This window comes from Roseobacter sp. YIN89 (genome assembly GCF_057219365.1).
Genome location: NZ_JBXVVD010000004.1, coordinates 92,292 through 111,871, shown reverse-complemented (window position 1 = coordinate 111,871; position 19,580 = coordinate 92,292). Strand labels below are relative to the sequence as shown.

Below are 19,580 nucleotides of genomic sequence, written 5' to 3'. Positions count from 1 at the left end.
GGTTGATCCTGCTTGCTGCTACTTTCGTGCAACTGTCAGGTCTTGCAGCAGATTATTCAACACCAGAAAGTTACCGACAGCGCTGCAATTCGGTACGGCAAGGCTCATGTGCTGTGACGATATCTCTTTGCCGCCAGAATACTGGAATGTACGCGCCCGCAATTCAGACCCGCAGTTATCGTCGGTAACCTCTGCCTCAACCGTCAGCGCCACGCCACCTTCGGTTTTCGCAAGCCCGGATGGGAAGGTATAAACCTCGGCAAGCATTGGCTTGGGCGAAGCCGGATCGCCCAGCGACGTCAGAAAACCGCCAGCCCCGGCAACAACCGCTGTAAAGTCACGCGGCGCACCAGCCCAGACGTGACCTTCCGCGCCGTATTCGGCCCCGAATTCACGCGCATGGATTTGCGCCCCTATATTGCCCTGCCACTGAAGCACGACGCGGTCGTACAGTGGGACACTGGGAACATCTGCAAATGCCGTGATGACCTCGCCGTTCAGGAATGAGAAGGAGATACTCACATCCGAGACCAGTGCGGGCACCGTCACTTTCAGATTACCGGTCGCCGACAGGTTCTGGGCAAAATTCATCTCTTCATGTCTGATCGCGACGCGCTCACCGCTATAGCAGGGTGCTTCAAGCGTTACATCCACCATGGCACCAGCCGTCGGTGTTGCGCGTGCTGTCAACTCGCAGTCCGGCGCACGGGCAATGTCATGGCTGCCTGCGTCAATATCGTCGATGCTGGACGCTGGCGCTGATACCTCAATGACGCCCGTGCGTAGCTCGACCGGCTCCGGCAGGATGTCAATTTTGGCAGATGTCAGCGTGATGTTCTCTGCATCAAGCGTCTCTTCGATTTCTTCCGGCGCAATGCTGAGGTCGGTGACGCGTAGCGGTACTGCAGGTTTGCCGACAAGCGGTGTGGTCGACATCGCGGTAATTTCGCCCGAGCCGTAACGCAACTCGGCGATTTCGCCGTTTTGCATTACAAAACCGATACCGACAGCACACCCTAACGTGCAGGCCGCAGTCATAATTTCAGTTTTCCGAGACATCTAATACGCCTTCTTAACGATTTCCGTCGAATTGTTAATGAAACGTAAAGACGGCCCTGTTGTGACATGCACAAGGACACAATCGGGCAAGATAAAGGCAATTGTCTATGCGAGACGGCCGTGGCAGTGCTTGAATTTCTTTCCAGACCCGCAAGGACACGGATCATTCCGGCCCGGATCACCCCATGTGGCAGGGTCATCCTCAACGAAGCCTGCTTGGGCTTCGCCGGTTTGCTCCGGCACCTCGGGTGATGCGGGAACAGCACCGGCGGCCGCAGCGGCCGCGGCGGCTTGCTGTGCACGGATCTGTTCTACCATAGCGCGTTGCTCTTCCTCCGACATCGGCCGGATTTGAGACAGTTTTTGGGTCACATCTTCGCGCAAACTGTCGAGCATGCCTTCGAAAAGCTGGAACGATTCGTTTTTGTATTCATTAAGCGGGTCACGCTGGGCATAACCGCGGAAACCCACGACAGAACGCAAATGCTCCAGTGTTAACAGGTGTTCGCGCCACTTGCTGTCAATGGACTGCAGCAGCAACTGTTTTTCAATATTCCGCATATTTTCGGCACCGAACTGCTCTGCCTTGTCGGACATGAACTTGTCGGTTGCTTCGATCAGGCGGTCGCGGATCATTTCGTCATCCACGCCTTCTTCTTCTACCCATTCGAGCACAGGCTGATCGACGCCAAGCTTTTCGATGGTCGCCGCATAAAGCCCTTCAGCATCCCACTGGTCAGCATAGGTGTTAGGCGGCAGATACTGATCTACAAGGTCGTCGATCACCTGATGACGCATGTCGGTAGTAATCTCAGACAGGTCCGAGGCCTCCATAATGTCACGGCGCTGGCTGAAGACGACTTTCCGCTGTTCGTTCATGACGTCGTCGAACTTCAGCAACTGCTTGCGGATGTCAAAGTTGCGTCCTTCGACCTTTGCCTGTGCTCTCTCGAGGGATTTATTAACCCAAGGGTGAACAATCGCTTCACCTTCTTTAAGGCCGAGAGTCGTCAGAACCTTTTCCAGTCTTTCTGACCCAAAGATTCGCATCAGGTCGTCTTCAAGGCTCAGATAAAACGATGACCGGCCAGGGTCACCCTGACGACCGGACCGTCCGCGCAACTGGTTGTCGATCCGGCGGCTTTCGTGACGCTCGGACGCCAGAACATGAAGCCCGCCCGCGGCCAGCACCTTTTCTTTCTCATCTGCATGTTCCGCCTCGATCTTGGCGCGGATCGCATCGGGATCGGCATCAGGGTCAGCGGCAATTGCATTCATAACCTGCATGTCCACGTTACCACCAAGCTGAATGTCGGTCCCGCGACCCGCCATATTCGTGGCGATTGTTACCGCAGCCAGCTTGCCTGCGTCCGCAACGATTTGGGCTTCCTGTTCGTGCTGGCGGGCGTTCAGAACATTGTGCTTGATCCCGGCCTGCGTGAGCATATTGCTCAGCATTTCAGACTTTTCGATAGAGGTTGTCCCGACCAGAGCCGGTTGACCTTTCTCGTGGCTTTCCTTGATCTGTTCAAGCATAGCCTGATATTTTTCGCCCTGCGTACGGTAGACCTGATCGTCTTCGTCTACCCGCGCGATCGGCTTGTTGGTGGGAATCTCGACCACACCAAGACCGTAGATTTCCATAAACTCGTCAGCCTCGGTCAGCGCGGTGCCGGTCATGCCGGCCAGCTTGTCGTAAAGCCGGAAGTAATTCTGGAAGGTTACAGAAGCGAGTGTGACGTTCTCAGGCCGGATCGACACGTCTTCCTTGGCCTCGATCGCCTGATGCAAACCATCGGACAGGCGGCGCCCGGGCATCATGCGGCCGGTAAACTCGTCAATCAGGATGACATTATCGTCGCGCACGATGTAATCCTTGTCGCGCTGAAAAAGCTTGTGCGCCCGCAGGCCCTGATTGATGTGGTGCACAATGGTCGTGCTTTCCGGATCGTAGAGAGTTTGCTCTTCCTCAAGCAGGCCTTCGGATTTCAGGAGCCCTTCAAGAAACTCGTTACCGTCGTCCGTGAAGGTGACGTTGCGTGTCTTTTCATCAAGTTCGAAGTGGTGATCTTCCAGCGACGGGATTACCGCATCAATTGTTTTGTAGAGCTCCGAGCGGTCTTGCGCAGGGCCCGAGATGATAAGAGGTGTCCGCGCTTCGTCGATCAGGATCGAGTCGACTTCGTCGACAATCGCAAAGTTGTGCTGCTTTTGATAAATCTGGCTCAGTTCTGACTTCATATTGTCGCGCAGATAGTCGAACCCAAGCTCGTTGTTCGTTGCGTATGTGATGTCGCTGTCATAAGCGATACGCTTTGCTTCTTCAGGCATGTCCGAATAGGCGACACCTGTTGTCAGACCCAGTGCTGCAAATACCTGACCCATCCAAGCCGCGTCACGCTTTGCGAGGTATTCGTTCACCGTGACAATGTGGACACCCTTGCCCGTCAGGCCGTTCAAATAGGCGGCGAAGGTCGCGGTAAGAGTTTTGCCCTCGCCCGTTTTCTGTTCGGCAATGTTGCCACGGTGCAGGAACAATGCGCCGATCAACTGTGTATCGAAGGCGCGCAAGCCCAGCGCGCGACGCGCGGCCTCGCGGCAATTGGCAAAGGCTTCAGGCAAAAGATCGTCGAGGCTTTCGCCAGCTTCAATCCGCTTGCGGAATTCTTCGGTCTTTTCTTTCAGACCGTCATCGCTCAGCTTTTCGAACTCTGGCTCGAGCTCGTTGATCTTTGAAATGATCGGCCGTGTTGCCTTGATCTTGCGGTCATTTGGCGTACCAAAAACCTTTTTCGCAATCGTTCCGAAACCCAGCATGCAATCTCCAGCGGACCTGTGTGTCATGGGCAGTCATCTGCTTGCTCGTCCTCAGCAGTACCCATAAAAAAAGAAGTGAACGTTACAGCCTTGCAACGCCCCTGTCGCGATGTAAGGGTCACGCCAAACCGTGTCAATGTCGCGCCGCGCCGCGACCCCTTCATAGGACGAATCCATGCAAAAACCCTTCACTCTTCTTGCCAGTGCTGCTGTTGCCGCAACTTTGGCGCTGCCTGGCTTTGCTCAGGAAACGACCCCGGTCGATGCAGATACTGTTGTCGCAACCGTTGGCGACACGCAGATTACTGTCGGGCACATGATTGCCGCGTTTCAAACCTTGCCGGAAAATTACCAATCGCTGGAAAACGGCGCGCTCTATGACGGGATTTTAGAGCAACTCATCCAGCAAACTGCACTTGCGGAATCTGTCGGCGACGATGTTCCCGCGCGCGTGGTGAAGTCATTGGAAAACGAAGAACGCGCATTGAAGGCCAACGAAGCATTGCAAGCGGCTTTGGAAGGCGCTGTAACCGACGAAGATGTGCAGGCCGCATATGACGCCCAGTTCGGTGATTTCCAACCTGAAACGGAGTACAACGCGTCGCACATTCTTCTGGAAACTGAGGAAGAAGCCCAAGAGGTCAAAAAGATGATCGAAGAGGGCGCGGATTTTGCAGAGACGGCACGCGAAAAATCCACTGGCCCCTCCGGCCCCAACGGCGGCAATCTGGGCTGGTTTGGCTCCGGTGCAATGGTTGAGGAATTCGAGGCCGCGACAATTGCGCTGGAAGCGGGCGAGGTATCTGCCCCGGTACAAACACGGTTCGGCTGGCACGTCATCAAACTGAACGAAATTGGCAAGACCACCGCGCCGACGCTGGAAGAAGAGCGCCCGCGTCTGATCAATGAGCTGCAACGCGATGCGGCCACCGCGATCATCTCAGGTTCAACTGATGCGGTTACCGTGGAAATTCCAAACGAGTTGAATATTGATCCTGCGGTTCTGCGGCAGGCTGACCTGCTGGACTAGGCAATGGGAAAGACGACCAAGGTATCGCCACTGGCGCCCAAGTCATTTCCAGAGATCCCCAGCATAGCCGGGGTTCAATTCGCTACCGTCGCGGCAGGGGTGAAATATCAAGGCCGCACCGACGTGATGCTGGCGCAACTGGTTCACGGCACGTCCATCGCAGGCGTTTTCACCCGCTCGGCAACACGGTCAGCACCTGTTCTGGATTGTCAGGCGAAGCTGGGAGGCCCCCCCTCTGACGGGGCGGCCATTCTCGTGAATTCCGGCAACTCAAACGCCTTTACCGGTCGTAATGGCGTAGACGCGGTTGCCAAGATCACCAAAGCGGTCTCGGACGCCTGTGGAGTGCCTGAAAGCCGTGTGTTTTCGGCTTCGACCGGTGTCATAGGCGAGCCACTGCCATTTGAGCGCATCACGCGCCACCTGAGCACGCTTGCAGGCAATCTGTCGCCGGACGGGATTGAGGACGCCGCGCGCGCCATCATGACAACGGACACATTTCCGAAAGGGTGCAGCCGTCAGATCGATGTCGCAGGAAAAACCGTTACGATCAGCGGTATCGCCAAAGGCTCGGGGATGATCGCCCCTGATATGGCGACGATGCTGGTCTATATCTTTACCGATGCCAGTATCGCGCAACCCGAGTTGCAGGAACTCGTATCTGCGCTCAATGAGAAAACGTTCAACTGCATCACGGTCGACAGCGATACGTCGACATCCGATAGCTTGCTGGTTGCAGCCACCGGTCAGTCCGGTGCTGATGTCAGCGGCAACGCCACATTTTCCAAAGCTCTCTGTGATGTCATGCTGGATCTGGCGCATCAGGTCGTCCGTGACGGCGAAGGTGCTACCAAATTCGTGGAAATTCGTGTCGCTGGTGCTGCCAGTGATACGGACGCCAAGACACACGCGCTGTCTATCGCCAATTCCCCCCTGGTGAAGACGGCGATCGCAGGACAGGATCCGAATTGGGGCCGCGTCGTCATGGCAGTTGGTAAATCAGGTGCGGCGGCAGACCGCGATCTGTTAACCATTCGTTTTGGCGATGTGCTGGTAGCCGACAAAGGTTGGGTCAGCCCTGACTATGTCGAGGCTGATGCAGCCGCTCATATGCAGGGCGAACATATTGTGATTGACGTTGATTTGGGGCTCGGCTCTGGCGCGTCCACGGTCTGGACTTGTGATCTGACGCACGGATACATCGAAATAAACGCCGATTACCGATCCTGACCTTGGCAGATTTGTAGGGGATTTGAATGAAAACCGTATTGGTGTCTGCCGTTGCCCTGATTGATGTTGACGGACGTGTTCTGTTGGCCCAACGGCCCGAAGGCAAATCAATGGCCGGGTTGTGGGAATTTCCGGGCGGTAAAGTAGAGCCGGGCGAAACGCCAGAGATCGCCCTGATCCGCGAACTCGAAGAGGAACTGGGGATAAACACCTGGGCTTCTTGCCTTGCGCCTTTGACCTTTGCCAGCCACAGCTACGACACATTCCATCTGCTGATGCCTTTGTTCGCCTGCCGTAAGTGGGAAGGGACGCCAGCGTCACGAGAAGGGCAGGATCTTAAGTGGGTTCGGGCTAAAAATCTTAAGGATTATCCAATGCCCGCGGCGGATATTCCACTGATTCCCGTATTGCGTGATCTTTTGTAAGAATCCTTAAGATTATTGCTAATTTCGCGACATTCGTTAATATATTGTTAGTTTGTTTATGTGATTTGCGTAAAATCTTTTAGTTCCAAAGCGATGTCATTTTCCTGGGGAGGAGCCGACATGCTTCGCACAATAACACTAGGCAGCGCAGTCTTCATCCAAGGGATCTTTGTCCGGGCATGGCCGGATGGACGGATCTCTGTCAAACTCGACAACTCAATCTATACAGGCGTTCCGGTTACCAAAGCGGCGTAATTATTTCATTCCGCCAAACAAAAAAGGGCGCCGGTAAAGGCGCCCTTTTTTGTTGAAGCCGCTGATTAACTCAGCGTGCGTGTAATCTCTTCGCGTTCGAAGATTTCGATCACATCGTCTGCGCGGATATCGTCGTAGTTCTCGAACGCCATACCGCATTCCTGACCCGACTGTACTTCGGCCACTTCGTCTTTGAAGCGTTTGAGCGTCTTCAGCGTACCTTCGTGGATAACCACGTTGTCGCGCAGCAAACGGACCCCTGCAGAGCGGCGCGCGACACCTTCTGTCACGAGGCAACCTGCAACCTTGCCAACACCGGTCACCTTGAACACTTCCTTGATGGTCGCATACCCGATGAAGTTCTCTCGGATTTCAGCGCTCAAGAGACCTGAGGCCGCCGCCTTCACATCATCCACAAGATCGTAAATGACCGAATAATAGCGAATCTCGACGCCTTTTTGGTTCGCCGTGTTCCGAGCCGAGGCATTTGCCCGAACGTTAAAGCCCATGATCGGCGCGTTTGACGCTTCGGCCAAACCTACGTCCGTCTCGGTGATGGCACCAACGCCAGAGTGCAACACACGCACCCGGACTTCGTCGTTGCCGATCTTTTCCATCGCCTGAACAATCGCTTCGGCAGAGCCTTGAACGTCCGCCTTGACGAGGATCGGCAGTTCACTCACGTTTTCGTCGGCCTTGGCATTTGCCATCAGCTGTTCCAGCGTGGTCGCCGCACCAGCCGCCGCGCGCTTGTCTTTCGCCGCTTGCTCGCGGTATTCCGCGATCTCGCGCGCCTGCGCTTCGGTTCCGGTTACGTTCAACACGTCGCCAGCCTCAGGTGTCCCGTTAAGGCCCAACACTTCGACAGGTACCGATGGCCCGGCTTCCTTGACCCGGTCGCCCTTGTCATTGATGAGCGCACGCACTTTACCGTATTGCTCACCCACAACAAAGATATCGCCCTGACGCAGCGTACCGTTCTGCACCAGAACGGTCGCAACAGGCCCGCGACCGACATCCAACTGCGCTTCGATGACCGCACCTTGCGCCGCCCGATCAGGGTTGGCTTTGAGTTCAAGGATCTCGGCTTGCAGCGCAATGGCTTCAAGCAGCTCGTCCAGACCCTGACCTGTGATCGCAGAAACTTCGACATCCTGAACATCGCCAGACATCTTTTCGACGATAACCTCGTGCTGCAACAGATCGGTGCGCACTTTGTTCGGATCGGCCGCAGGACGGTCGATCTTGTTGATCGCAACGATCATCGGCACTTCTGCCGCTTTAGCGTGATTGATCGCTTCTATCGTCTGAGGCATCACGGCGTCATCTGCCGCAACAACGAGCACGACGATGTCAGTTACCTGAGCACCGCGCGACCGCATCGACGTAAAGGCAGCGTGACCCGGAGTATCGAGGAAGCTCAGAACCTGACCTCCATCGGTTTTTACCTGATAGGCACCGATATGCTGCGTGATCCCGCCTGCCTCGCCCGCAACAACCTTGGCATTGCGAATCGCATCCAACAGCGAGGTTTTGCCGTGGTCGACGTGTCCCATGATCGTAATGACCGGTGGACGCGGCTTGAGATCTTCGGGATTGTCTTCAACTTCTTTAATTACGTCCTCAACATCGGCATCCGATACACGGACGACTTTGTGCCCGAACTCTTCGACAATCAACTCAGCGGTATCCGCGTCAATTGTCTGGTTCTGTGTGACCATCATGCCGTTGTTCATCAGCGCCTTGACCACTTCGCCAACCTTTTCGGTCATGCGGTTGGCCAACTCTGACACAACAATCGCTTCGGGCACCTGAACGTCGCGGACAACCTTTTCGCGCTCGACCTGACCGCCCATCGCTTTCTGGCGCGCGCGTTCCTGCTTGCGCTTCATCGCAGCCATTGAACGTTGGCGGCCGCCTTCGCCGCCTGCAAGCGCCTGATTGAGGGTCAGTTTGCCGGCGCGGCGGTTATCATCACCGCCCTTGCCGCCACGCTTGTTGTCGCGGTCGCGATCCTGGCCCTTGCGGTTTTGCGGCTCTGGCGCAGCTTTTTCCTTTGTCGGACGCTGCACAACAGGCTCTTCCGCCGGAGCGGCAGCGGCTTTGGCTGCTGCTTCGGCTTCCTGCGCGCGGCGCTTTTCCTCTTGCTCTTTCGCTTTGAGGCTCTCTTCGCGCTCGCGCTCTTCGCGTTCTTTGGCTTCCTGTTCAGCCCGGCGGCGTTCGCGCTCTTCTGCACGTGCCTTTTCATCGGCCTCACGTGCCGCGGACTCTTCAGCTTCGCGCGCCTTGGCCGCTTGGACAGCCTTTAACCGGCGTTCCATTTCAGCGTCGGTAATCCCGGCCGGGCGCTTGGACGGGTCGCCCTTGGACGCAGCACCAGGGCCTGTTGCCTTCGCCGCGCCGGGTTTGGGGACCACAACGCGTTTGCGCTTGGTTTCAACCACGACGTTCTTGGTCCGTCCGTGGCTAAAGCTTTGCTTTACGTTGCCCGGACGTGCGCCACCGCGCAGTCCCAATGTTTTCTTGCCGTCAGTATCGCTCATTTAGCTCGTCTATCCTTTCGAGCGGCCGCTGCCACTCTCTTTTACGCGCACGCCTTTCAGCCTTTGGGCTTCCTCTACAACACGTTGCGTGAGTCCACCAGAGGCGAGCGCCCCATGTATCACAGTTTGGCGCCCGAATGCCAAACCCAATTCATCCGCCGTGAGCCAGCCAATGTACGAACCGTAGTGCGGCGTGCTCAATTTCGATTTTCCGCGACCAGACCCATCGACCGCCTGAATCAGCACTTCGGCCTCTTCGGTCTGGAGCCAGCCTTTGACCTTTTCATACCCGGCAACCGCTTTGCCAGCTTTGCGCTGCAGCGAAATCAACTCCACCACGCGATGCGCGAGTTGCCGCTCGACCTCCTGAACCAGATCGTCCGGAACAGTGACCGCCTGTTTGGCTCCACGAGAAAAGAGGCGCTTTTGCACCGCTTTTTCCAACGCCGCCTGATCAGCCGCCACATAGATCCCGCGGCCGGGCAGTTTTCCCAATACATCGGGAACAATCTGCCCTTCCGGCCCGACCACAAAGCGGATCAGTCCGAATTTCGGCTGCACCTCGCCCGTGGCAATGCACTTGCGATCAGGACCGTCTGTGCGGTCTTTGGGAGCGCCACCGCGACCCATCAGGTTGCCCGAGGCCTGAAATCAGACCTCGGATTCCTCCGCGGCTTCTTCGTCGCCTTCGCCTTCTGCTTCTGCTTCCGCTTCGGCTTCCAGATCAGCCGGATCGACCCAACCCAACATGATACGAGCGGTCATGATCAAATCCTGCGCTTCTTCGAGTGTCACCTCGAAAGGCTCAAGTACACCGTCATCTTTGACACGCTCGCCATCCACGGTGGTCCAGCCGCCAGCCAGTTCCCAATCCGCGCATGTCGCGAAATCTTCGAGTGTTTTGACATCGTCATTTGCAAGCGCCTCAATCATCTGGGGTGTCAGCCCTTCAAATTCAATAAGGCTATCCTCGACGCCCAGCGCGCGTGCATTCTCCAACGCGGCCTTGTTCCGCGCCTCCAGCACATCGCGGGCACGGGCCTGAAGTTCATTCGCTGTATCTTCGTCGACACCGTCGATGACCAGAAGTTCATCAACTTCAACGTATGCAACTTCTTCAAGGTTAGAGAAGCCTTCAGACACCAGAAGCTGTGCAAAGAACTCGTCGAGGTCGAGGTTATCGACAAACAACTGGGTCCGAAGCTCAAACTCGGCCTGACGGCGTTGGCTTTCCTGCTCTTCGGTCATGATATCGATGTCGAGACCGGTCAATTGCGATGCAAGGCGCACATTCTGGCCGCGACGGCCAATGGCAAGGCTCAGTTGCTCTTCGGGCACCACGACCTCGATTTTGCCCGCCTCTTCGTCCAGCACCACCTTGCTTACTTCAGCAGGTTGCAGCGCATTCACAAGGAATGTTGGCTGGTCTTCATTCCAGGGAATGATATCAATTTTTTCGCCCTGCAATTCGTTCACAACGGCTTGCACCCGGCTGCCACGCATACCAACACAGGCACCGACCGGATCAATCGAGCCGTCGTATGAAATTACGGCGATCTTGGCGCGCGAACCCGGATCACGGGCCACCGCTTTGATCTCGATGATACCATCGTAAATCTCAGGTACTTCCATTTTGAAAAGCTCGGCCATGAATTCTGGCGCAGTGCGGCTCAGGAAAATTTGCGGGCCGCGTTGTTCGCGACGAACGTCCTTGATGTAGACCCTAATACGGTCATTCGGGCGATAGCTTTCGCGACCGATCTTTTCGTTCCGCCGCAGAATCGCTTCGCCAGCCCCAACATCAACGATAACGTTGCCATATTCCTCGCGCTTGACGAGACCGTTGATGATCGTGCCTGCGCGGTCCTTGAATTCCTCATACTGACGATCACGCTCTGCTTCGCGCACTTTCTGCAAAATAACCTGTTTTGCCGATTGCGCCGCAATGCGCCCCATTTCCACAGGGGGCACTTCCTCTACGAAAGTGTCACCCACCTTTGGGTCATCCAAATACTGTTTGGCCTGCTCTACGGTGAACTCCGCCTGATAGTTTTCCAACTCTTCGTCTTCGACAACTGTCCGCACACGGGTAAATGTCGCTCGACCGGTTTTGCGGTCGATAGAGACGCGAATATCCATCTCAGCGCCATAACGGGACTTTGCAGCCCGGGCGAGTGATTCTTCCATAGCCTCAACAACAAGGCCAGGATCGATCATCTTTTCGCGCGCCACGGCTTCGGCCGTTTGCAACAGCTCAAGCTGGTTTGCAGATGTAATTGCCATTTATCGGTCTCCCTCGGCAGACGTCCCCGAAGCTTTCTCATCGGAGATTTCGTCAAATTTACTTTCATCAATCGCGCCAGACGATTTGCGTTGGCGCAGCATTTCTTTGATCAGATCGTCAGTCAGAACGAGCTTGGCATCGCTCAGCCAGTCGAATTTCAACCCGATTGTCCCCTCAGGGACATTGATCAACACCTCGTCATCTTCGACGCCGGCAAGCTCACCCTTGAACCTGCGACGTCCATCGATCATCTCGGTGGTCTCAAGTTTCGCCTCGTAACCCTCGAACATCTCAAAATCCTTGAGGCGGGTCAGCGGGCGATCGATACCGGGGCTTGATACCTCAAGCGTGTATTCATCAAGGATCGGGTCTTCGACATCCAGCACTGCACCCACCGCCTGGCTGATCTCGGCACAGTCGTCTACTTCGATGCCACCATCGGGCTTATCCGCCATGATCTGCAAAGTCGTAGACTTGCCGGACATCAAGCGTACACGCACCAGTTCAAACCCCATATCCTCGATCACCGGTGTGATGATCTCGGCCATGCGGCGATCAATGGCAGCTTTTGCAATCAGGTCGTTGGTCATAGATCCTTGAACTTTGTCTTCAAGCACAAAAAAACGGGCGCGCGGCCCGTCGAAATTTCCGGTGGAGCCTTCGGTGTGGACCCGAGAGCGCCGCTGTTGAGGCTGATATAGACCCATATCATGGGTTCCGCAAGCCCCGTCTCGATCAGGCCATCCACCACCTTTGCGGTGCCCGAAGATTATCAAGCGGCCATGCTTCTCCGATCTGCGATGGCAATGCCACGCAATTATCCACGGCGCAATTCATGAACCCGTCGCGCGGCAATGCGGTCAATCCTTCTACATCTCCGACGTCCGCCATACGAGTGAGGTCAGCAACATCGACATAATGATCGCGTAATGCTTCGGCGCGCACTTCGTCCGAGGCAATTCCAACCAGTTCAACCACATCAAACCAAGCAGCCTGCCCGTCTTTGTGGTGTCGATCCAGCCGATCCGCGATCAAGTGCCGACCGGCATCAAATTTGCGCAATCGGTACGGACCGGTGCCGATGCCCTGCTGCATGGCAATGTCGACATCAGCATGCGGCAAAATACAAAGCTGCGGATTGGCCAGCTTGAACGGCAAATGTCTGTCGGCGGTATGCAGATCAAACCGCACCTTGTGCTCTCCTGCGACAACCACGCGCTCCACCGTATCCAGAATTTCATGCGCATTTGCATGAATGGCCAAGCGTGTCACATCTGCTGAGGTAAAGGGCGCGCCATTGTGAAAGCTTACATCCTCGCGCAGCGAAAACTCCCACATGGTTGCATCTTCATTGCTGCGCCACGCTGTGGCCAGCTCGCCCCGCAACGTTCCGTCTGCGGCCACTTCGGTCAGGGTTTCGAACAAAACACCTGCCATCGCAACCTGCATGAACAACCCGCTGCTGTGGCTCTCGGCAAATGATCCGAAAGCACGGGGGTCAAAAATATCTTCGCGCGATGCACCTGACAACGCCATGCGCAGACGTCCACCGCGCCGCGGCAGTGAACCCGCCGACACGCCACTTGCCGCAAGCAAAGCCGCCGCTGCACCTGACGCAAACAACGCACGCCGGTCGATGTAAGAACGGCGCGTCATAACCCGGCAATCCTGTCCATTGTGCGCACCAGCTCGGCACTGATCCCCGGCTCGGACAGGGCATGACCGGCATTACGCACCATTTTAAGCTCGCAGTTATCCCACGCCTCGGCCAACGCGTAGGCGCTTTCAGGTGGGCAGATCATATCATACCGACCCTGAACTATTGTTCCGGGGATATGAGAGATCCGGCCAATATGCGCGAGGATCTGCCCGTCAAAATCCAGAAATCCCGCGTTGGAGAAGTAATGATTCTCCAAACGGGCAAAGGCGCGCGCGTATTCGCCCGGACTGTCACCGGTCACACCAGAGGAGTGGATCGATGCCAACGCGTTTTCCCAAGACGCCCACGATTTTGCAAACCGCGTTTCCTGTGAAATATCGCCTGAAAAGAGCCTGCGCCTGTAAGCCTCGATGAAATCATCGCGCTCATCTTGCGGAATCGGCCCGACAAAGCGTTCCCAGACCTCCGGCCAGAACTTGCCCGCGCCACCGCCATAGAACCAGTCCAGCTCATTGCGAGTCATCAAGAACACACCGCGCAGCACCAGATTGCGCACCCGGTCCGGATGCGATTCGGCATAGATCAGCGCAAGCGTGGCACCCCAGCTACCGCCAAAAACGATCCAGTCGTCGATCGACAACTCCCGGCGAATCAACTCGATATCGTCGATCAGATGCCACGTTGTGTTGTGGGTGACGCTTGCATGCGGACGCGACCGGCCACAGCCACGTTGGTCAAACAAGATGACGCGGTAGTTTTTTGGATCAAAATAGCGCCGCATTGCGGGGCTGCACCCACCGCCCGGACCACCGTGCAATACAAGCACCGGCACCCCGTCAGGATTGCCGCATTGCTCGACATACACGCGGTGTCCTTGACCCACGTCCAGCATCCGCTGATCGAAAGGGTCGATCGGCGGGTACAGATACTGAACTGCGCGCTTTTGATCCGGGTATTTGTCCATCATCGCTCTATATAATACGAAATGGTAAATGAGCACATGGAGATCAGAATGCAAGCGCCTCTATCAACCGTCGATCCCGGTGAGATTGCCAAATTCGAGGCAATGGCAGCGGAATGGTGGGATGAAAACGGCAAGTTCAAGCCCCTGCACATGCTCAACCCTTGCAGGCTGGATTACATTACCCAGCAAATCGCCGGTGAGTTTGACAAGGATCTGACCGCAGATATGCCATTTGCGGGCCTGCGCATTCTCGATATCGGCTGTGGCGGCGGGCTGCTGTCAGAACCGATGGCGCGGCTCGGTGCAGAAGTCGTTGGCGCGGATGCGGCAGAGCGGAACATTCCTGTTGCGCAGATTCATGCACAGCAATCAGGCCTGAGCATCGATTACCGGCACACAACGGCCGAAGCGATGGCAGAGGCCGGCGAGCAGTTTGATGTGGTGCTCAACATGGAAGTGGTAGAACACGTAGCGTCACCTCCGGACTATCTGCGAGCCTGTCAGCAATTGCTCAAACCCGGCGGGTTGCACATCTGCTCAACACTGAACCGCAACCCCAAGTCGTACGTGATGGCCATCATCGGCGCAGAGCATGTCATGCGGTGGCTGCCCAAAGGTACCCATGAATGGTCCAAGTTCATCACCCCGGACGAATTATTTGATCTGTTGCGCGGTGCCGGTCTGGACCCTGTCGACAGAAAGGGTTTCGTCTTTAATCCGGTGTCTTGGTCGTGGCGTCTGTCAGACAGAGATCTGAGCGTGAACTACGTAACGGCGAGTGTGAAACCGGCCTAGGGCTGCTGGCGCAGTTTCAGACGCATTTCACGCAAGATCGGCAGGGCGTCCCGCACACGCGTGTCGCCCAACTCTTCCACCACCTTTGTGATTACGGGCGTGATAGAACCGACCGCCTGATCGCGCGCCTGACGACCTGCTGTGCTAATCGCTACCAGTTTACGACGTGCGTCATCCCAATCAGGGCGGATATGAATGTAACCGGCCCATTCAAGTTTGCTCAACGTGTTGGTCATCGCGCCCCGGGTCACTTGAAAAGTGGTAGCCAGCTGCGCGGGTGTGCGTTCTTCGGTCGTACGCGCCAGATGGTTCAGCACTGTAAAATGAGAAATTTCCATGCCTTTGGGCAAAACCTTGCTCAGCCGAGCCCGCACCAACTGATCAGCCGCCATCACCTCTGTGAATAGCGCAATCGCGAGTGCGTTCTTGTCATCAGTCATCAGGGTCCGTCAAAGGGTCGTGCGTTTGCCAGGCTCGGTATTTTTTGCCGTGCCTTAGAAACTTGTTCCATATCAAGGACGGTTGTGTAAACGCCCGGAGCGGTACCTGCGTCAAGTTGCACCTCCCCCCACGGAGTGACAACAAGCGAATGCCCATAGGTTTTGCGGGTCTTGTGATTGGCGCTCGCATGCTCGCCGGTCTGTGCAGGTGCAATAACATAGCACCCCGTCTCTATCGCACGCGCGCGCAGCAACGTGTGCCAATGGGCCGCCCCTGTGACCGGTGAAAATGCCGCTGGCACCGTCAGAATTTGTGCGCCGGCGCGCGCCAGTGCGCCATGCAGGGCCGGAAACCGCAGATCATAACAGATCGTCATACCAATTTTTGCAAAACCGGCATTTGCAAGGACCGCCTGCGCGCCCGGGCGGTAGCCATCGGATTCGCGCCACGTTTCTTCTGGCGTAACCTGCACGTCAAACATGTGAATCTTGTCGTATCGTGCAACAATATCACCCTGCCCGTCGATCAAGAAAGACCGGTTGGCAAAGCGGCCGTCTTCATCTGTTGTCTTCAGGCCAAGAGATCCGACCAGCAACGTAATGCCATGGTGCGCTGCGGCCTTGCGCAGCGCCATGAGCGATTTGTCGTCCTGTTCAAGTGCGAGAACGTCGTTTTGGTGACGGCGGCTGGTCGATATGCAGTTTGTCACCTCGGGCGTCAGAACAAATTCTGCCCCTTGCGCCACCGCCGCGTCCAACATCTCCAACGTGTTCGACAGGTTGGCCGCAGGATCATCCGAGACATTCAACTGTAAAAGCGCGATTTTCATCAGGCGGCAAGCAACGTGTCGAGTTTTCCCGCGCGCTCCAGTTCGTACAGATCGTCACAACCGCCAACATGGGTATCACCCACAAAAATTTGCGGTACTGTGCGACCGCCATTTGCGCGCTGGATCATTTCCGGCTTGCGATCGGGGTTGGCCCAAACGTCAACTTCGGAAAACTCGACCCCTTTTTGTGACAAAAGGCGTTTGGCCGCGTGACAGAATCCGCACAGCGGCGACGTGTAAATTTCGACGGTCTTCATCACATATCCCTTTTCAACACGTGGTGTTGGTCAGGAATTTAGGTATTCCGCACCGCGCGCGCTAGGGTCACGACGTATACCGGCCCTGATCCTGCTGCAAGGCAGGCATCTGTAGCTGACGACAAGGTGGCCCCCGACGTCATGACATCGTCGACCAGCAACACCGGGCGACCGATCAGCCGGTGACGTCTGCGGGGATGCACCCGCATTGCGCCTTTCACCGACGTGAAACGCACCTCACGTGTCAGCCCGTCCAGCGATTGTGTCCGCCGCTGGCGCTGCAACAGATCGGGGCACACAGGCAAGCCGCTGTGACGCGCAAGGGCCTGGGCAAGAAGGGCCGACTGATTGTACCGCCGCTTCATCAGGCGCATCCAATGCAACGGCACTGGTGCCACGATCAGGTTCTCTTTTGGCAAATTTTCAATGACCCGCGACATCCACAGGGCGGCAGGTTGGGCAATCTCCTGCCTGTCGCCATGTTTCAATGCAAGAACGAGTTGGCGCGCGTTATCTTTGTAAACCAGTGCCGCGCGCCCCTTGGACCACGGGCGTGGCGTTTTCATGCAGTCATCACATTTCAGTGTGCCACTCTCGTCGTGACCGGGTAGCGGTGTCCCGCAACTGTCACAAATCGTCCCACCGATAAACGCCGTATCACGCCAGCAGGTGCCACACAGACCAAAATCACTTTCCACCTGACCGCCACACCCCAAACACCGGGGTGGATAAATAAGTGAAACTGCCGTTTGAAAACCAAGCTGCACCATCCTAAGACACCTCTCATGACAATTCAGACCCGCCTGACAGATACGCAAGCCCTCGCCCGGTATCGCGCCCGCAGTGACCGCAGCGCATTATTCCTACAAGAATCGGCAGCAGACGAGATTCAGGATCGGCTGGACATGGTTAACAGGACGTTTACGGCGCCCGCAGTCGTGACACCTTTCCCCGAGGTTTGGGAAGCGCGCTTGGCCGACGCCCGCATTGTTGCGGACAAGGATACGCTTGATCTTGAGGTGGGCAAACATGATCTCGTTATCCATTCTCTGTCTCTACACTGGGCAAATGACCCGGTTGGCCAACTGATTCAGGCGCGCCGCAGCCTAAAGCCTGACGGGTTGATGATCTGCGCAACGCTTGGTGGACAAACGCTCGAAGAACTGCGCGCCTGTCTTGGGCAGTCTGAAATAAAGCTGAGTGGCGGCCTGTCTCCTCGTGTCGCGCCGATGGGTGAAATACGTGATCTTGGCGCGCTGTTGCAGCGGGCCGGCTTTGCCTTGCCTGTTGCCGACAGCATCAAGCTCGACGTTGCCTACCGGGATGCCTTCCATCTGATGCGCGACTTGCGGCGCATGGGCGAGGCAAACGCGCTGGAACAACGCGACCGGCGTATCCCTTCTGCGCGGCTTTTCGAACATGCCAACGACATCTACCAAGATGCATACCCCGCCACCGATGAGCGTATCAAAGCAACATTCGAGATGGTCTTTCTGACAGGCTGGGCGCCCGACGAAAGCCAGCAAAAACCGTTAAGACCGGGGTCAGCCAAGCAACGTCTGGCCGACGCCCTGTCCGTACCAGAAACACCGCTGCGCGATTGACGCTCGCGTAAAACCCTCTATCTGAGGGCTTGAAACTCAATTCAAGGACATGCTGATGCTGGATAGCAGCTCAACCTCCGTCGTCGCCGAAAGACCGGTTCACGCCGCAGAGGACCATCCAAAGGTTGCAAAACCCAAGGTGGGTATTCTTTTGGCCAACCTCGGCACACCAGACAATTACGATTACTGGTCGATGCGCCGCTATCTGAACGAGTTTCTGTCGGACCGGCGGGTCATCGACTACAGCCCTTGGATCTGGCAACCGCTGTTGCAACTGATCATTTTGTCCAAGCGTCCGTTCTCCAGCGGTGCCGCCTACAAGTCGATCTGGAATGAGGCAGAGGGCGAAAGCCCTTTGATGACCATTACCAAAGCGCAGACCGTCAAAGTAAAAGACACGATGCATGCAAAGTACGGCGACGACGTTATGGTCGACTTCTGCATGCGTTACGGCAACCCTTCCACGCGATCGAAAGTGGCTGAAATGACAGCCGCCGGATGCCGCAAGATTTTGTTTTTTCCACTCTACCCGCATTACGCAGGCGCCACATCAGCAACAGCCAATGACGAGTTCTTTCGCTCGCTGACGTATGAAAAATGGCAACCAACAACGCGTACGGTAGACCCCTACTATGATCGGCCTGATTACATCGAAGCACTGGCCCAATCTATCGAGAAAGCCTATGCCGGATTGGAAAAACGGCCCGATATTCTGGTGTGCTCGTATCACGGGGTGCCAATCCGCTACCTAATGGAAGGCGATCCCTATCACTGCCAGTGTCAAAAGACGACGCGGCTTTTGAAAGAGCGGCTTGGGTGGACAGACACTGAAATTACGACAACGTTCCAGTCAAAGTTCGGACCGGAAGAATGGCTTCAACCCTATACGGTTGAAGAAGTTGCCCGGCTTGCAGAAGCTGGCAAGAAGAATATCGCTGTTTGCGCGCCTGCCTTCTCAGCGGACTGCATCGAAACGCTTGAAGAGATCAACGAAGAGATCAAGGAAAGCTTTGAGGAAGCGGGTGGAGAGCAGTTTACCTACATTCCGTGCCTGAACGATGACGATGCGCATATCACTGCGCTATGCAATGTCATTGATGACAACCTGAAAGGTTGGATCGGCTAAGCCATTATCCGTAAGGACAAAATAAAAAGGCGGCACACAAAGGTGCCGCCTTTTATCTGGTTCCGCATCCCAATTAGGAGATAGCGGCTGCAACGATTACCAGCAGCAGCAGAGGCAGCAGGATGCCTGCAGAAGAGCCTTCGGCTTCTTCTACGACAACAGGTGCTTCTACAACTGGCTCTTCCAGGGAGCCAGCGAATGCTGTGGATGCTGCGGCTGTCAGAGCAGCTGCGAGAACGAGTTTCTTCATTTCATAACCTC

20 protein-coding genes are annotated in these 19,580 nt (G+C 56.0%); 7 read left to right on the top strand and 13 right to left on the bottom strand.

The annotated features are described in order from the left end of the window. Positions 1-18: 18 nt before the first annotated feature. Together AC2D8V_RS16475 and secA are read right to left on the bottom strand one after the other, a co-directional pair. Entirely contained in the window at positions 19-1,059 is a 1,041-nt protein-coding gene (locus AC2D8V_RS16475) for a hypothetical protein (protein WP_484734680.1), read from the bottom strand. A gap of 105 nt (positions 1,060-1,164) precedes the next feature. Further along, positions 1,165-3,876, bottom strand: coding sequence for a preprotein translocase subunit SecA (secA, locus tag AC2D8V_RS16470; protein WP_484734679.1), 2,712 nt, complete (start codon positions 3,874-3,876; stop codon positions 1,165-1,167). Between the two features lie 175 nt (positions 3,877-4,051). On the opposite strand from secA, the gene AC2D8V_RS16465 reads away from it, so the two are divergent. The 4 genes from AC2D8V_RS16465 to AC2D8V_RS16450 all read left to right on the top strand — a co-directional run bounded on the left by AC2D8V_RS16465 (position 4,052) and on the right by AC2D8V_RS16450 (position 6,816). After that, on the top strand, positions 4,052-4,906 hold the full coding sequence (locus AC2D8V_RS16465; RefSeq protein WP_484734678.1) for a peptidylprolyl isomerase: 855 nt from the start codon (positions 4,052-4,054) through the stop codon (positions 4,904-4,906). Positions 4,907-4,909: 3 nt separating this feature from the next. Then, the gene (gene argJ / locus AC2D8V_RS16460) at positions 4,910-6,136 is read left to right on the top strand and encodes a bifunctional glutamate N-acetyltransferase/amino-acid acetyltransferase ArgJ (protein ID WP_484734677.1); all 1,227 of its coding nucleotides are present in this window, start codon (positions 4,910-4,912) and stop codon (positions 6,134-6,136) included. Positions 6,137-6,162: 26 nt separating this feature from the next. Further along, the gene (gene mutT / locus AC2D8V_RS16455; RefSeq protein WP_484734676.1) at positions 6,163-6,561 is read left to right on the top strand and encodes an 8-oxo-dGTP diphosphatase MutT; all 399 of its coding nucleotides are present in this window, start codon (positions 6,163-6,165) and stop codon (positions 6,559-6,561) included. A gap of 120 nt (positions 6,562-6,681) precedes the next feature. After that, positions 6,682-6,816, top strand: coding sequence for a hypothetical protein (locus tag AC2D8V_RS16450; RefSeq protein WP_484734675.1), 135 nt, complete (start codon positions 6,682-6,684; stop codon positions 6,814-6,816). Between the two features lie 65 nt (positions 6,817-6,881). On the opposite strand, the gene infB is transcribed toward AC2D8V_RS16450, so the two are convergent. From infB to pip, 6 genes are all read right to left on the bottom strand, one after another. After that, positions 6,882-9,359 carry a translation initiation factor IF-2 gene (infB, locus tag AC2D8V_RS16445; protein WP_484734674.1) on the bottom strand — a complete coding sequence of 826 codons (2,478 nt, stop codon included), beginning with the start codon at positions 9,357-9,359 and terminating at the stop codon, positions 6,882-6,884. A 9-nt stretch (positions 9,360-9,368) separates the two neighbouring features. Continuing rightward, positions 9,369-9,989, bottom strand: coding sequence for an RNA-binding protein (locus AC2D8V_RS16440; RefSeq protein ID WP_484734673.1), 621 nt, complete (start codon positions 9,987-9,989; stop codon positions 9,369-9,371). A 21-nt stretch (positions 9,990-10,010) separates the two neighbouring features. Then, a complete protein-coding gene (gene nusA, locus AC2D8V_RS16435; protein ID WP_484734672.1) occupies positions 10,011-11,642 on the bottom strand; it encodes a transcription termination factor NusA in 1,632 nt (543 codons plus the stop codon). After that, a complete protein-coding gene (rimP, locus tag AC2D8V_RS16430) occupies positions 11,643-12,233 on the bottom strand; it encodes a ribosome maturation factor RimP (protein WP_484734671.1) in 591 nt (196 codons plus the stop codon). 145 nt (positions 12,234-12,378) lie between these two features. After that, positions 12,379-13,299 (bottom strand): ABC transporter substrate-binding protein, encoded by a 921-nt coding sequence (locus AC2D8V_RS16425; protein WP_484734670.1) that lies wholly within the window; start codon positions 13,297-13,299, stop codon positions 12,379-12,381. Next, on the bottom strand, positions 13,296-14,267 hold the full coding sequence (gene pip / locus AC2D8V_RS16420) for a prolyl aminopeptidase (RefSeq protein ID WP_484734669.1): 972 nt from the start codon (positions 14,265-14,267) through the stop codon (positions 13,296-13,298). The genes AC2D8V_RS16425 and pip overlap by 4 nt, the downstream gene beginning before the upstream one ends. A gap of 48 nt (positions 14,268-14,315) precedes the next feature. Here pip and ubiG point away from each other — a divergent pair, with 48 nt between their 5' ends. Continuing rightward, the gene (gene ubiG / locus AC2D8V_RS16415) at positions 14,316-15,062 is read left to right on the top strand and encodes a bifunctional 2-polyprenyl-6-hydroxyphenol methylase/3-demethylubiquinol 3-O-methyltransferase UbiG (RefSeq protein ID WP_484734668.1); all 747 of its coding nucleotides are present in this window, start codon (positions 14,316-14,318) and stop codon (positions 15,060-15,062) included. Here the strand turns inward: ubiG and AC2D8V_RS16410 are convergent. Genes AC2D8V_RS16410 through AC2D8V_RS16395 form a run of 4 tightly spaced genes read right to left on the bottom strand, consistent with a single transcriptional unit; the run spans position 15,059 to position 17,359 of the window. Further along, the gene (locus tag AC2D8V_RS16410; protein ID WP_484734667.1) at positions 15,059-15,502 is read right to left on the bottom strand and encodes a MarR family winged helix-turn-helix transcriptional regulator; all 444 of its coding nucleotides are present in this window, start codon (positions 15,500-15,502) and stop codon (positions 15,059-15,061) included. The two genes, ubiG and AC2D8V_RS16410, sit on opposite strands and share 4 nt — an antisense overlap. After that, positions 15,502-16,332 (bottom strand): carbon-nitrogen hydrolase family protein, encoded by an 831-nt coding sequence (locus AC2D8V_RS16405; RefSeq protein WP_484734666.1) that lies wholly within the window; start codon positions 16,330-16,332, stop codon positions 15,502-15,504. Before AC2D8V_RS16405 ends, AC2D8V_RS16410 begins: the two co-directional genes overlap by 1 nt. Then, positions 16,332-16,589, bottom strand: a complete 258-nt coding sequence (gene grxC / locus AC2D8V_RS16400; RefSeq protein WP_484734665.1) for a glutaredoxin 3 — start codon at positions 16,587-16,589, stop codon at positions 16,332-16,334. The genes AC2D8V_RS16405 and grxC overlap by 1 nt, the downstream gene beginning before the upstream one ends. A gap of 38 nt (positions 16,590-16,627) precedes the next feature. Next, positions 16,628-17,359 carry a ComF family protein gene (locus AC2D8V_RS16395; protein WP_484734664.1) on the bottom strand — a complete coding sequence of 244 codons (732 nt, stop codon included), beginning with the start codon at positions 17,357-17,359 and terminating at the stop codon, positions 16,628-16,630. Positions 17,360-17,374: 15 nt separating this feature from the next. On the opposite strand from AC2D8V_RS16395, the gene AC2D8V_RS16390 reads away from it, so the two are divergent. Together AC2D8V_RS16390 and hemH are read left to right on the top strand one after the other, a co-directional pair. Then, positions 17,375-18,193 (top strand): methyltransferase domain-containing protein, encoded by an 819-nt coding sequence (locus AC2D8V_RS16390; protein WP_484734663.1) that lies wholly within the window; start codon positions 17,375-17,377, stop codon positions 18,191-18,193. Positions 18,194-18,248: 55 nt separating this feature from the next. Continuing rightward, positions 18,249-19,319, top strand: a complete 1,071-nt coding sequence (hemH, locus tag AC2D8V_RS16385; protein ID WP_484734662.1) for a ferrochelatase — start codon at positions 18,249-18,251, stop codon at positions 19,317-19,319. 73 nt (positions 19,320-19,392) lie between these two features. On the opposite strand, the gene AC2D8V_RS16380 is transcribed toward hemH, so the two are convergent. Further along, on the bottom strand, positions 19,393-19,569 hold the full coding sequence (locus AC2D8V_RS16380; RefSeq protein WP_484734661.1) for a hypothetical protein: 177 nt from the start codon (positions 19,567-19,569) through the stop codon (positions 19,393-19,395). Positions 19,570-19,580: the final 11 nt, after the last annotated feature.